Annotated in this window: 8 protein-coding genes; 4 read left to right on the top strand and 4 right to left on the bottom strand. The window is 76.7% G+C overall.

Annotation, left to right across the window (positions count from 1 at the left end; translation table 11 throughout):
• Positions 1 to 26: 26 nt before the first annotated feature.
• The 3 genes from ACSURM_RS25035 to ACSURM_RS25025 all read left to right on the top strand — a co-directional run bounded on the left by ACSURM_RS25035 (position 27) and on the right by ACSURM_RS25025 (position 6822).
• Complete coding sequence (locus ACSURM_RS25035) at positions 27 to 1079, top strand: AAA family ATPase (RefSeq protein WP_436957997.1); 1053 nt, start codon at positions 27 to 29, stop codon at positions 1077 to 1079.
• Positions 1069 to 5586 carry an SAV_2336 N-terminal domain-related protein gene (locus ACSURM_RS25030; RefSeq protein ID WP_436957996.1) on the top strand — a complete coding sequence of 1506 codons (4518 nt, stop codon included), beginning with the start codon at positions 1069 to 1071 and terminating at the stop codon, positions 5584 to 5586. The genes ACSURM_RS25035 and ACSURM_RS25030 overlap by 11 nt, the downstream gene beginning before the upstream one ends.
• Before the next feature lie 198 nt (positions 5587 to 5784).
• A complete protein-coding gene (locus ACSURM_RS25025) occupies positions 5785 to 6822 on the top strand; it encodes a rod shape-determining protein (RefSeq protein WP_189996832.1) in 1038 nt (345 codons plus the stop codon).
• Between the two features lie 56 nt (positions 6823 to 6878).
• Here ACSURM_RS25025 and ACSURM_RS25020 read toward each other — a convergent pair whose 3' ends face one another.
• The gene (locus ACSURM_RS25020; RefSeq protein WP_436957995.1) at positions 6879 to 7838 is read right to left on the bottom strand and encodes an anti-sigma factor RsbA family regulatory protein; all 960 of its coding nucleotides are present in this window, start codon (positions 7836 to 7838) and stop codon (positions 6879 to 6881) included.
• On the bottom strand, positions 7835 to 8218 hold the full coding sequence (locus ACSURM_RS25015) for an STAS domain-containing protein (RefSeq protein ID WP_436957994.1): 384 nt from the start codon (positions 8216 to 8218) through the stop codon (positions 7835 to 7837). The genes ACSURM_RS25020 and ACSURM_RS25015 overlap by 4 nt, the downstream gene beginning before the upstream one ends.
• 284 nt (positions 8219 to 8502) lie before the next feature.
• On the opposite strand from ACSURM_RS25015, the gene ACSURM_RS25010 reads away from it, so the two are divergent.
• Positions 8503 to 9246: an ANTAR domain-containing response regulator gene (locus tag ACSURM_RS25010; protein WP_436957993.1), complete on the top strand. Its 744-nt coding sequence runs from the start codon at positions 8503 to 8505 to the stop codon at positions 9244 to 9246.
• A gap of 176 nt (positions 9247 to 9422) precedes the next feature.
• Here ACSURM_RS25010 and ACSURM_RS25005 read toward each other — a convergent pair whose 3' ends face one another.
• Both ACSURM_RS25005 and ACSURM_RS25000 read right to left on the bottom strand, forming a co-directional pair.
• Positions 9423 to 10727: an MFS transporter gene (locus tag ACSURM_RS25005; protein ID WP_436961179.1), complete on the bottom strand. Its 1305-nt coding sequence runs from the start codon at positions 10725 to 10727 to the stop codon at positions 9423 to 9425.
• Between the two features lie 81 nt (positions 10728 to 10808).
• Positions 10809 to 12080 (bottom strand): M20 metallopeptidase family protein, encoded by a 1272-nt coding sequence (locus ACSURM_RS25000; protein ID WP_436957992.1) that lies wholly within the window; start codon positions 12078 to 12080, stop codon positions 10809 to 10811.
• Positions 12081 to 12103: the final 23 nt, after the last annotated feature.

Genomic DNA, 12103 nt, shown 5'->3' with positions numbered 1-12103 from the left:
ACCGCCCCCACGGAGAAGAAGAGCCCATGCCCCTGTGGCCCGTCTACACCGGTGCGAACGAGCCGCACGACGGCATCACCGAGCTGCCCGCGCCGCCGCCCTGGCGGGACTTCGACGGCGGGCCGGTGCTCCCGGCGCCGGACGCCGCCGCCGACACCGCCGCCCACTCCCCCGACCGCACCCACCGCGCCGAGACCTACCAGGCCACCGAGGAGACCGTCGAGCTGGTCAACGCGGCCCTGTACCTGCGCCGTCCGCTGCTGGTCACCGGCCCGCCCGGCACCGGCAAGTCCTCGCTGGTGTACGCGGTCGCCCGGGAGCTCGGGCTCGGGCCGGTGCTGCGCTGGAACATCACCAGCCGCAGCACCCTGCACGACGGCCTCTACCAGTACGACCCGCTCTCCCGGCTGTACGCGGCCCGGCAGGAGGTCGTTCGACCGGGGCGGGCGGACAGTGCGGCCGGCACAGCCGGTGTCATCGACGGGTCGGGCATCGAGCACCATCTGCGGCTCGGCCCGCTCGGCACCGCGCTGCTGCCCTACGCCCGGCCCCGCGCGCTGCTCATCGACGAGATCGACAAGAGCGACCTCGACCTGCCCAACGACCTGCTGAACGTGCTGGAGGAGGGGCAGTACGAGATCCCCGAGCTGGTGCGCGCCTCCCGGCTGACCCCGGACGGCGTCGCCGAGGTGCTGGCCGACGGCACCGACGAGCGGGTCCCGGTGGTGCGCGGCCGGGTCCGCTGCCGGGCCTTCCCGTTCGTCGTCCTCACCAGCAACGGCGAGCGCGAGTTCCCGCCCGCCTTCCTGCGCCGCTGTGTCACGCTGCACCTCAGGCAGCCGGACGACCGGCACCTCGCCGAGATCGTCCGCGCCCACCTGGGCGAGCCCGACGCGTACGCGCGGACCCTGATCGACCGTTTCCTGTCCCGGTCGGGCGCCGGGGACCTGGCCACCGACCAGTTGCTGAACGCGATCTACCTGGCCCGCTCCGCCGGCCTGGACGCCGAGTCCCTGGACCGGCTGGCCGAGCAGCTGATGCCCTACCTGGGGCAGAGCGCGCGGTCCGATGTCTTCTGAGTCTCCTCGGTCTTCCGAGCCGACCCGTTCCCCGGATCCCGTGGTCCGCCTGGCCGAGGTACTGGCCCGGGTGTCCCACGGGGTGCGCCCGACCCCGCTGGAACTGGCCGAGGTGCTGTGGCTGGCACGGCACATGAGACCGGAGCCCGGCACCGACGTGCAGGGGGCCGACGCCACCGGGCCGGAGACCGGAGAGCCGGAGGCCGAGGGGCTGGGGGCCGAGGGACCGGAGGCCGAGGGGCTGGAGGCGGCGGAACGGACACCGCCGTCCCCACCCGCACCCGCGCCCGCGCCACCGCCACCGGCCCCCGAGCCACCGCCCGCCCCCGCCCGGGTGCCCCTGCACCTGCCCGCCCGGCGGCCCACCCCGGCGGCGGCCCGGCCGCACGCCACGCTCCTCGCCCCGGCGCCGCCGATGCTGCGCCACCGCCTCGCACTGCACCGCGCGCTGCGCCCCCTGGCCCGCCGCACCGACGCCCCCGTGGGCCGGGAGCTGGACGAGCGGGCGACCGCCGACCGCATCGCCCGGCTGGGCGCCGACCCCGCGTGGTGGCTGCCGGTACTGCGCCCCGCCCGGGAGCGCTGGCTGCGGCTGAACCTGGTGTACGACGCCGGGCCGACCATGCCGGTCTGGCGTCCCCTCGTACGTGAACTGCACACGGTGCTGGGCGAGTCGGGCGCGTTCCGCACCATCGGCCTGTACCAGGCGGACGCCGACGGCCGGGTGCGCGGCCCCGGCGTGCCCGCGCCCGCCGACGGCCGTACCGTCACCCTCCTGATCAGCGACTGCATGGGCCCGCAGTGGCGGGAGGGCCCCGCCGGGGAGCGCTGGTACACCACCCTGCACCGCTGGGCGCGCCGGATGCCGCTGGCCGTCGTGAATCCGCTGCCGGAACACCTGTGGCGGGACACGGCCCTGCCCGCGGGGCCCGGCAGCCTGTCGGCCCCGTACCCCGCGGCCCCCTCGGCGGCGCTCACGTTCACGCCGTACGACCGGTCCGCCGAGCCCGGACCGGACGAGCGGGCCCGGCCGGGCGGCACCGTGCCGCTGCCCGTGCTGGAGCCGGAGCCCCGGTGGCTGGCGCACTGGGCCGGGCTGCTGGCCACACCGGGCGGCGCGGAGTTCCCCGCCGCGGTCGCCGAGCTGGGCCGTCCGCTGCCGGTGGACGCCGAGGACCGCACGGACGTCGGACGGCTCGACGCCGAGGAACTGGTGCTGCGGTTCCGGGCGACCGCCTCGCCGGAGGCGGTACGGCTGGCCGGGCACCTCGCGGTGGGGCGCCCCGACCTGCCGGTGATGCGCCTGGTCCAGGCCGCCGTCGAACCGGACCCGCGGCCCCGGCACCTGGCCGAGGTCATCCTCAGCGGCATGCTCACCGCCGTGCCCGGCGGCCCGCCCGGCTGTTACGCGTTCCGGGACGGCGTCCGCGAGCTGCTGCTGCTCGGCCTGCCCCGCACCGAGCGCCACCGCACCACCGAACTGCTGGACCGCATCGGCGGGTTGATCGACCGCAGGGCGGGCCGGGCGCCGGGCGAGTTCCGCGCGTCGGTGCCGTCCGCGCGGGGCGCGGGGACGGCCGTGGAGGATGATCCGTTCGCCCTCGTTCACGAGGACAGCGCGCGGCGCCTGTCGGCGGACGGCACCGGGTCCTCGTCGGCGGACGGCACCGGGGAGTTGTTCGCGGGGCGGTACCGGCTGCTGCGACCGGTGGAGGGCACGGGCATCGGGGAGCGCACGGGCCGGCTGGCGGAGGACACCCGGGAAGGGGGCGCCCCAGTCGTCGTGAACACCTATCCGGGCACGCGGGACTCGACCGCTTTCCTGGAGCTGGGCCGGGCCCTCGGCGCGCTGCGCCACCCCGGGATCGCGCCGGTCCGGGACCACGGCGTCGAGGACGGAGTGCCGTACCTGGTACGGGCGTTCGTCCCCGGCCCGACCCTCCAGGAGCACCTGGCGGACCCCACCGGCCGGCTGCCCGCCGACGAGCTCCGCGCCCTGCTCGCCCGGCTCGCCGACGCGGTGCTCGCCCTGCACGCGCAGGACGGCCCGCGCGGGAGGCTGGAGCCGTCCGCGGTGGTCCTCACCGCGGACGGACCGGTGCTGACCTGCACGGACAGCGCGCCGGTCGCCGAGGAGGACCGCGCGGACAATCTGCGGGCGCTCGGGCACCTCGTGCGCGACCTGTGCCGCCACGGCGGCGACGCGCTCGCCGCGGAGGCGGACGCGACCGTGTCCGCACTGCTGTCCGACGACCCGGAGCGGCGACTGCGCGGCGCCGACGGCCTCCGCCGCCTGAGGACCGCCGGCTTCTCCCTGCTCGGCCCGCTCCAGGTGACGCTCGACGGCCGCCCGCGCCCGCTGGACGACCCGTACGAGCAGGCCGTCCTGTGCATGCTGCTGCTGCGCGACGGCCGGCCCGTCACCCGGGACGAACTGGCCACCGGGGTCTTCGGCGGCCCGCCCGCCCACGCCACCACCGGCCGGCTGGACGCGCTCCTCACCGGCATCCGCCGGCTCCTCGGCCCCGGAGGCCTCACCAGCGAGCACGCCGCCTACCTCACCACCGAGTACGCCGCCTACGCGCTCCGGCTCCCGCAGCCGTCCGCCCGGGACAACGTCGACGTCTTCCGTGCCCGCCGACTGGCCGCCGAGGCCGAACGGGCCCGGGCCGCCGGTGACCCGGAGCGCGGTCGCCGACTGGCCGCCGACGCGCTGGCGTTGTGGCGGGGCGAGCCGTTGCAGGGGGTCCCGGGCCCGGCCGCCGAGGCCGCCCGGGCCGACCTGGAGGCGCTGCGCCGCACCCTCACGGCCCTGGCCGAGGAGGAACCCCCAGCCGACCACTCCGGCATCCATTTCACGGCCGACGACCTGACCGGGCGCCCGGAGGCCCGGGTCACCCTCGAAGCCACGGTGCACGAGATCCTCGCGCGCGGAATGGTCAGCCCCCGCCAGTACGAGGTGACCGTCCGCCCGGACGGCTACCTGGTGCGCACCGGACCCGGCGCCTATCTGCTGCCCGTCCTCGTCGCCGTGCTGCGCGAACTCCCGTACGCACTCACCCGGCTGAGCGATCCGCCCCGGCTCACGGTGACGTTCGGACGGCTGCCCGTGCCGCCGCCGGAGACGGCCGCGGACGTGACAGTCGTCGTACCGCCCGCCCTGTACGACGAGTTCGCCGCCAGCTCCGCCGCCCAGCGGGCCCGGCGGTTCAGGCCGCTGTTCGCCGACGGCGCCCCGGACAGCCCACCGGCCGCCTGGTACTGCCTGCTCGGCCCGAAGGCCGCCGAACCCGGTGAACGCGACCTGGTGCAGGGCCCGTTCATCACGGCCGACCTGCGCGAGCTGGGCGTCCCCACCCCGGGCCGCACGGCCGTCGTGCACACCCGGCCCGACGGCCCGCTGACCCTGCTCGACCCGATCCAGCCCTACGGCACACGTCCGCCCCGCCCGGAGACGTACTACTCGGTCGACCTCACCCCGCACGAGATCCGCCGGATCGTGTCCCTGCCCAGTTCCGGCAAGGGTGCCTTCCAGGCCGCGGTGCTGCTGACCTGGCGGGTGGCCGACCCGGTCGCCTTCGTCCGCGCCGAGGCCACCGGCATCCCCGGGCTGCTGCTGCGGCACCTGTGCGCCATGGCGGCCCCGATCACCCGCCGCCATCCGCTGCGCCGGGCGGGCGCGGCCCAGCGGGCGGTGAACACCGGGGTGGCCGACTGGCCGGTGCCGGGGCTGGCGGTGTCGTACACCGTGCAGCTGGTGCCCGAGTGGGCGCCGGCCCCGGCGGCCGAGCCGCCCGTGCCGTCCCGGCGGCGGCTGGCCACGCTCCTCGGCGACGCCGAGACGGTGCTGGTCGGCTTCGAGGGGCCGCTGACGCGGCTGTTCACGACGCACTCGGCGCGGGAGGCGGTGCTCGACCTGCTGTCCGTGGCGGCCCACCACCGCGATCCGCAGGACGCGCTGTCGGGCCGGCCGCTGCCCACCGCGAGCACCGCCGGGCGGGAGGCGTTCGCCCATCCGCTGGACCTGCTGCGCGCCTTCGCGCACGACCGGCTCGGCCCGCTGCTCCAGGCCCGCCTCGACGAGCTGGAACTGGCCGCCGTCCCCGACGCCCCCATGACGCACCGCTCCCTGGCGCTGGTCCGCGCCCTGCACCGGTCCGGGCGCCGGGTCAGCGTGGTCACTGACGTGTCCACCGCGGCCGTCCACCACTGTCTGCTGCCCTACCGGCTGCCGCTGGCGGGCGTCCACGGCCGCCGCGACGACCTCGGCCTGCTCACCCCGCACCCCGACTGCCTGCTGCGCGCGCTGGACTCCGTCGGCACGCCTCCCCGCGGCGGCGTGCTGATCAGCTCCTCGGTCGCCGAACTCACCGCCGCCCAGCAGCTCGGCGTCCGCTTCATCGGCTACGCGCCCACCGCGGCCGGCCGGCGGCGGCTGCGCGGGGAGGGCAGCGAGGTCACCGTCTCCTCCCTGGAGCCGCTGCTGGACGCCGCCCGCGCGCTGTGACCCGCCGGCAGGCGCCGTGACCTGCCGACAGGCGCCGTGGCCCGCCGACACACCGATGCGGCCGGGAATTACGCCCGTTCGGCGGCACCCCGCCCGGCCGTGCCCAGCGGGCGTCCGCTCCCGGCCGCGCGTCAGGATGCCAGTGGGCCCGCCGAACAGTCGGGCACCGCAAGGCCCGCGCACTCGGGAGGATCCGCCGTGACCGTCAGCCTGGAGCAGTTGCGCCGCTGCCACTTCGCCGTCGACCTGGGCGCGGCGCGTACCCGGGTGTACGTGAAGGGCGCCGGGCTGGTCGTGGACCAGCCCTCGGCCGCCGCCGTGAACACCCGCAGCGGCGCGCTCATCGCCGTCGGCGAGTTCGCGGAGCAGATGACGGGCCGCACCCCCGACTACATCAAGGTCGTCCGGCCCGTCAGCGGCGGCACGGTGGTCGACATCGAGATGGCCCAGCGCATGTTGCGGCACCTGCTGGGCGACAAGACGCACCGCATGCTGCGCCGCAAGCCCCGGCTGCGGGCGGCGGCCTGCGCCCCGCACGGCGCCGACCCGCTGGCCCAGCGGGCGACCGTCGAGACGCTGGTCGGGCTGGGAGCCCGCCGGGTGGAGCTGGTGGACACGCTGATCGCCGCCGCGGTGGGCTGCGGGCTGCCGGTGGAGCGGCCGGAGGCCACCATGATCATGGTGTGCGGGGCGGCGGCGACCCAGGTCGCGGTGCTCTCGCTGGGCTCCATCGTCGCCGCCGAGCGGATCCCGGTGGGCGGTGAGGCCGTGGACCACGCGATCGTGCAGCACCTGCGGCACGCGCACGAACTGGTGCTGCCCACCCAGTCGGTACGGCCGCTGCACCTGGCGCTGTCCGGGAACGGTCTGACCCCGCACGGCCCGGCGTCGGCCGAGATCCACGGCCGGGACGTGGCCACGGGGCTGGCCCGCAGCGTGCGCGTGGACACCGCGGCCGTGCGGGACGCGATCCAGACGCCGCTGACGGCCGTCCTGGACGGCATCGGGAAGGTGCTGCGCGACTGCCCGCCCGACCTGGTCGCCGACCTCGCCGACCGGGGGATCGTGATGGTCGGCGGCTCGGCCCTGCTGCCCGGCTTCGACCAGATGCTGCGGCGGGCCACGGGGATGCCGGTGCACATCGCCGAGCGCCCGGACGTGTGCGCGGCACAGGGGCTGGGGGCGATGCTGGAGGGGCGGATCGAGCCGCTCCAGCTGAATCCGCTGGCGGCGTGAGCGCGGGCGGCCGGACGGCGCGGCCCCCCGCCCCCGTCACCGCCGCCCGTCCTCGCTCAACGGCGCAGGTAGGAGCGGATGGTCGTGCCCTCCTGTCCGGTGTGCACGCGTACCAGGTCGGACAGCAGGTTGACCAGCAGCAGCCCGCGTCCGCCGCGCTGGTCGCGGGCGGGCGGCCGGCGGCCGGCCAGCGGGTCGGCGAGGCGGCCCTTGTCGCGGACCTCGCACAGCACGTACCCGTCCTGCGGCCACACCGTCAGCGTGCCCGTGCCGCCGCCGTGCACCACGCTGTTCGTGGTCAGCTCGGCGGTGATCAGTGCCAGGTTCTCCAGGGCGATACCGGTCAGGCCGAGCCGGGCACCGTGGTCGGTGGCCAGACGCCGGACGGCGGAGAGGGCGTCCTCGGTGAAGACGGTGCCGAACACCTCCGGACCGGCGCCGGGGGCGGGGGCGGGCGGCAACGGCTGGTTGTAGCGGTCCACGACGCCGTCGGGGTCGTACGCCGCGCTGACCACCTCGGCGGCGGAACCGGCCGGGATGACGACCGGGTGGGTGGCGTGGGCGTCGGCCAGCACCCGTTCGTCGAGGCGGGAGGTGTCGTAGGGGCACAGGATGGTGACCTCGCGGCCTTGGAACGCCGCGTTGATCAGCGCCTCGTGCTGGGCGCAGGCCGGGTACTCGGCCGTGCTGCGGCCCGCCCAGATCGGCTCGCCGATGATGCGGACCCGCCGGCCGGGGGCCTGGGCGTCGGCGAAGGCGCGCAGCACGCCGGGGATGATCCGGCCGGGGTTGCGGCCGGCGTCACGCATGTCCAGCCACCGTACGTCGTCGCCGTCGGCGCCCAGGGCGTCCTGGATCAGCGCCAGGTTCTCCCCCGGCACGGCGACCGCGACCGGCTCGCCCGCCGCCAGCCCCTCGCGGATGAAGGGCACGGTGCCGGCCAGGTACTGGTGGGTGTCGGCGTAGAACAGCGCGGGGTGGACGAACGGTTCCAGGGGGTGGGTCGCCGTGGTCATGACGTCGACACCTCGATCCCCGCGAGATCGGGCCACAGCAGCCCGAGTGTCCGCGACAGGGAATCCGGTGGCCGGTCCAGCACCAGCCGGCGGCGGCCGTCCAGGCGCTTGGCGGTGTCCGCCAGCGCGCCGGCGCCCGCCACGTCGACGAAGGTCACCGCGGAAAGCTCCAAGTAGTACACGTCTTCGCCCCCGACGTCCTCGGCCTCACGCGCGACCCGCTCCAATGCGCGCTCCCATTTGTCCCGCGTGGGCAGGATCACCTCGCCCACCGCGCGGAATCCGCTCCGCCCGGTCAGCGGGTACACGTCGAGCCGCGGCGCCGCCTGCTTCGGCACGACGGCCGTCGGCAACAGCCGGGTCGGCTCGGGTGCGCTCATGCCATCTCCCAGTCGCACGGATACACAGCGTCCCAGTATGCGCCCTCCCCGCCCCCGACCGAGCACGGCTCACGCGCGGCGGGCGGGCCGGGCGGGCGCGAGTGAGAGCCGGTGGGCGGGGGTGGGGGTCGGTGGAACGGGCGGGCCCGGCACCCGGTCCGCGCGGCGGACGTCGGCGGGTGCGAGCGGTGCTCCGTGGTGCGCGGGGCGGACCGATGGGTGTAGGGCGGCTCGCGGAGGGCAGGCGAGGGGCGACGGAGGATCGGTGGACCGGGAGGGGAGACATGACCACGGCGGCACGCGCACCGCGGGACGGGCGAGGGGCACCCCTGACCGTCGGCGTCCGCGCGGAGGGCGGCCGGGCCCTCCTCCGCGCCCGCGGCGAGCTGGTCCTCGGCTGCGCGGACACCCTCGCGGAGGTCCTGGCCGCGCTGCCGCCGGGCATCGGCCGGGTCGAGCTGGACGCCGGCGAGGTGACCTTCCTGGACACGGCCGGGCTGACGGCCCTGGACACGCTGCGCGAGTACGGCCGCCGGTGGAACGTGCCGGTCGCCGCCACCGGCTGGCGCGGGCAGCCGCGCCGGGTGCTGGAGCTGACCGGCCTGGACCCGGTGGACCCGCTCGGCGGCGCACCGCCCGCCGGTCTGCGCGACCGCGCGGCCTCGGCGGTGGCCCGGGAACGCGCCGAGCAACTGGACGTACTGCGCCTGGAGATCGCGCAGCTGCGGCACGCGATCGACTCCCGCCCGGTCATCGACCAGGCCCGGGGCATCCTGATGGCGGCCCACGCCTGCACACCCGACCAGGCGTGGGAGATCCTGCGGGAGGCCTCCCAGCGGACCAACACCAAGCTGCGGCAGGTCGCGGCGGCGGTCACGGCGAGCGCCGCACCGGACGGCACCCCGCCGCCGGAGCCGCTGCGCTCCGCGCTGGCCGCCGCGGTCCGCCGGGTCAGTACGGCAGCACACGCCCCGAAGGAGTCCTGCGGTCGATCTCCTGCCCGCGCGGCGCGGCGGGCCGCCGGCTGACACGTACCCGGATCCGACGGTCCATGACGCCCTCCTCCTGCCGGCACCGCCCGGTTCGGCGCGCCGGTAGGGGGTCCGTGCCCAGGACGCGACCGGTTCACGCCTGAACGAGCCCACTTCATGGCATCGTTACGGCCGCGCGTGCCCGTTCGGCCACCGCCCGAGGCCGTTCTCCCCTAGTCGATCGCCCGGGTGCGCGCCGCGAGCACGGCGACCAGCAGGGGCGGCAGGAGCAGCAGCGCGAAGGCCGCCCGGTAGCCGCCGAGCGGGCCGGCGCCGGCGGCGAGACAGGCGTTGAGGACGGCGGAAGCCAGTGCGAGCACGACGACCTGGCCGAGGTTCATGTTGGTCTGGAGGGCGCTGGTGGTGTGGCCCTGCCGGTGCGGGGGGCTGTGCTTGAGGGAGAGCACGGTGACGCAGGGGTCGAGCAGCCCCATGCCGACGGCGGACAGCGGCATGGCCGCCGCGGCCGTGACCGCGGGCGGGCCGCCGGAGCAGCCGGCCACCGCGAGGGCCACGGCGACGGCCATGACCAGGGCACCGGCCGTGACCAGCCGGTGCCGGGCCACGTGCTGGAGCACCCTGCCCTGCACCCACGAGGCGGCGGCCCACAGCACCGCGGACGCGGTGAACGCGGCGCCGACCACGACCGCGTCGACCTGCCGCTCGGTGATCAGCATCAGCGGCACCAGCGCCTCCACGGCGAAGTAGGTGCCGGAGGTCAGCCCGCGCAGCAGCACCGTGACCGGCAGCCCCCGGGCCCCGCGCCAGGTCCCGCGCGGCAGCAGCCGGGGCGCGAAGACGGCGAGCAAGACGACACCGGCGGCGACCGCGGCCAGATGGCGCGGATCCCACCCGGAGGCCCCGTACTGCCCGAGCGCCGCTCCCGCGCTGAGCAGGGCCGCGACCAGCAACGGTGGCCGCCCGACGGGGACTTCACCGGCTCCGTCCGGTCCGCTCCCCGGGTGCGGGGCGGGCCGGCGCAGGACGAGGACCAGGGCCACGGCGGGCAGCGCGGTCAGCACGGCCAGGCCGTAGAAGACCGCGCGCCAGGACCACCACTGGACGACCAGCCCGGCCAGCGGCGGGCCGAGCAGGGACGGCAGGACCCAGCCGGCGCTCAGCAGCGCGAGCATCCGGGGCCGCAGGTGCTCGGGGTAGGCCTGGCCGACGGCGGTGGTCACCGACACCGCGACCAGGCCCGCGGCCAGACCGTCCACGAACCGGCCGGCGGCGAGCTGCCAGACGGAGACGCTGGACGCGGACACCAGCAGGGTGACCACCGACAGGACCATGCCGAGCGCGAGGGGCCGCCGGGCGCCCGACCGGTCCGCCCAGTGCCCGCCGAGCACCCCGCCGAACAGACCGGCGGCGACGAAGCAGCCGGCCACGACGGGGAACAGGGACACGCCGTCCAGGTCGCGGGCCGCCGTCGGCAGGGTGGGCACCACGGCCAGGGCGGCGAACCCGGTCAGGAACATCACCACCGTGAAGGTCAGGGTGGCGGCGAGGTACGGCGGCGAGAAGATCCCGCCGGAACCGGAACCGCGCCCGCCCCGGGGTCAACCGTCCAGGCGCCCGCCGCCGGCCAGGAAGGCGAGGGCCACCGCGGCCTCGCAGGCGATGCCGGTGGCGATCACGTCCTCGTCGACGGTCATGCGGGGCGAGTGCAGCGACGGGGCCTCGTGCGGGGCGACGCCGGGCGGGCAGGCGCCGAGGAAGGCCATGGCGCCGGGGACGGCCCGCAGCACGTAGGAGAAGTCCTCCGCCGTCATCTGCGGGGCGGGCAGCACGCGCACCGCCTCGTCTCCGAGCGCGTCGGCGGCGGCGCGCCGGACGAGGGCGGTCATGCCGGGGTCGTTGACGGAGACCGGGTAGCCGGTGACGACGGTCGCCTCCGCCGTGGCCCCGTGCGCGGCGGCCACCCCGTGGGCGACCCGGGTGATCGCCTCGTGCAGCCGTCGCCGGGTCGGCTCGGACAACGTGCGCAGGGTACCGGAGAGTTCGGCGGTGTCGGGGATGACGCCGGTCGCGGTGCCCGCCGTCAGCCGGGTCACGCTGAGCACGGCGCTGTCGTCGGCGGCCACGCCCCGGGTGACCGCGCTCTGCAGGGCGAGCACGATCTCGCAGGCCACCGGCACCGGGTCGCAGGTGGTGTGGGGCGCCGAGGCGTGCCCGCCGCGGCCCCGGACCACGACCCGGAACCGGTCGGAGGCCGCCAGTTGCGGTCCCGGCCGCAGCAGCACCTCGCCGGCCGGCATGTTCGGGTTCACGTGCAGGGCGAAGGCGGCGCCGGCCCGGCTGCCGGACGCCTCCAGCACCCCTTCCTCGATCATGAGGCGGGCTCCGTGGTGGCCCTCCTCGCCGGGCTGGAACATGAACACCACGCGCCCGGGGAGCGTCGCGCGCCTTCCGGCGAGCAGCCGCGCCGCGCCCACCAGCATCGCCATGTGGACGTCGTGCCCGCAGGCGTGCATCAGCCCGGGGCCGCGCGAGGCGAACGGCAGCCCGGTGTCCTCGGTGACCGGCAGCGCGTCCATGTCCGCGCGCAGCAGGATCGTCGGCCCGTCGGCCGCCCCGGTGAGGGTCGCGGTCACGGAGGACAGGGCGCGCCCGGTACGGATGTCCAGGCCGAGGCCGTCGAGCGCGTCCAGGATCAGGCGCTGGGTGGCCGGCAGGTCCAGGGCCGTCTCCGGGCCCCGGTGCAGGGCGCGGCGCAGGGCGATCGCCTCGGGAGCCAGCCGGCGCGCCGCGTCGAGCAGGTCCGCTCCGGCGGCAGCCCTGGCAGCGGGGTCCTCCGGCGTACCGTCGGCGCCCCTGGAAGTGGATGTCATACGGCCGTTCTCCTTCCCGGGAC

This window comes from Streptomyces sp. SudanB182_2057 (assembly GCF_964272715.1).
GTDB lineage: Bacteria > Actinomycetota > Actinomycetes > Streptomycetales > Streptomycetaceae > Streptomyces > Streptomyces rubradiris.
Note: the sequence above shows the minus strand (reverse complement) of the source record. Positions and strands in the feature narration are given on the sequence as shown.

Bases quoted from the DNA above. Each gene is read 5' to 3' on its own strand.
- ACSURM_RS25030 (WP_436957996.1), top strand. From the start codon at position 1,069: ATGTCTTCTGAGTCTCCTCGGTCTTCCGAGCCGACCCGTTCCCCGGAT.
- ACSURM_RS25020 (WP_436957995.1), bottom strand. From the start codon at position 7,838: ATGACCACGGCGACCCACCCCCTGGAACCGTTCGTCCACCCCGCGCTG.
- ACSURM_RS25005 (WP_436961179.1), bottom strand. From the start codon at position 10,727: ATGTTCCTGACCGGGTTCGCCGCCCTGGCCGTGGTGCCCACCCTGCCG.
- ACSURM_RS25000 (WP_436957992.1), bottom strand. From the start codon at position 12,080: ATGACATCCACTTCCAGGGGCGCCGACGGTACGCCGGAGGACCCCGCT.
- ACSURM_RS25015 (WP_436957994.1), bottom strand. From the start codon at position 8,218: ATGAGCGCACCCGAGCCGACCCGGCTGTTGCCGACGGCCGTCGTGCCG.
- ACSURM_RS25010 (WP_436957993.1), top strand. From the start codon at position 8,503: ATGACCACGGCGGCACGCGCACCGCGGGACGGGCGAGGGGCACCCCTG.
- ACSURM_RS25035 (WP_436957997.1), top strand. From the start codon at position 27: ATGCCCCTGTGGCCCGTCTACACCGGTGCGAACGAGCCGCACGACGGC.